Annotated in this window: 2 protein-coding genes; both read right to left on the reverse strand. The window is 60.4% G+C overall.

All coding sequences use genetic code 11. The features are described from left to right. Positions 1 to 90: 90 nt before the first annotated feature. Positions 91 to 234 carry a hypothetical protein gene (locus CW742_RS14290; RefSeq protein ID WP_292421530.1) on the reverse strand — a complete coding sequence of 48 codons (144 nt, stop codon included), beginning with the start codon at positions 232 to 234 and terminating at the stop codon, positions 91 to 93. Positions 235 to 818: 584 nt separating this feature from the next. Further along, on the reverse strand, positions 819 to 1,142 hold a 324-nt coding region (locus CW742_RS14295; protein WP_292421532.1), incomplete at its 5' end, for a hypothetical protein.

The raw sequence follows: 1,142 nt of genomic DNA on the forward strand, positions 1-1,142 counted from the left end.
TCTCTCTCGTCGCCGTCTCATTAGTCTCGTGTTTTTTCTTTATTGGCACGCCGCCCCCCACCATCTACCCTACCCTTTTCGTCGGCAGCGTCAGATGTGTATACGAGCCAGGTCCACAATTGCGACACCTTCCCGCCGTGCCGTGTAACTCTCCGCGTATTTCTCGCACCACCGGGTTTTTCCCATACCGGGCAGGCCCACGACGCCCACGCGCTCAGCTGTGTTTGTCGGCATTACATCGACCCCGCGAACGTATCCAGGATGTGCTGGACCTCATTCGGGTTACGCTTGATAGCTGCAGACAGCTCCTCTACCGTTATCCCCTTTTGCGCGCCTGCAATCATATCCAATGCCTGGACAATTGCACCCAAGGGAATTTTCGGTTTCTGGCAGGGCGCCGGGGCCTCCTGTGGGGGTTGCAGCGCGGGTGCAGGCAACGCAGCCGGAGGGGGGTTCCTATGCGCAGGGTCCGCATTAATCACCATTCCGGCCGGGGCCTCCATCAAGGGACCGGGCGGATGCTGCTGAGCCGGCCCAGGTCCCCGGCCGGGTCCCGGGCTCTGTGGTCCGGCTCGGATTTGCTGCACTCTGGTCAAGATACCCTCAACCTTTCCAAGCATGGTTACCCCCTGGTCAGCAAGCTTGATGTATTGATCCAAGGAAGAAACCGCCCCCTGAGCTGTTGAAAGCAGATCGGGAGCCTGCGCAACTCCCTGCACCGCGGCCCGACCCGGTTGCGAGGACCCGACCAGGTCCCGCATCCGCACGATCTCCGCTGCTGCGGGATTTCCCATAGACTGAACTTTTACCATGGACTCTCACCCGAGATAATTGCAGTGCGGGCATTTCGCTGCGGTATCCGTATGGCCTGCGATAGCGCCGCATTCCGGGCAGACTACCAAGTCCGGGTCCATCTCTACCGCAGTGCCTCTCCAGTCGTTCCAGATGCCGCATTTGGGGCATTTCCGTTGTCCGTACCGGACTTCAGCACCGCAACCGTCACAGGTGTATTTTTCACCACCAGTCCCGGCAAGGGGTGCAGGGGGTGCACGTTCCGCATCTTGGCGCGACCCTTGGATCTCCCCCATGGCAGGGGCCTTTTGGATTTTTATGGCCTTGGGGCGGCCACCCCCCCTCTTACC

This window comes from Methanoregula sp. (genome assembly GCF_002835825.1).
GTDB lineage: Archaea > Halobacteriota > Methanomicrobia > Methanomicrobiales > Methanospirillaceae > Methanoregula.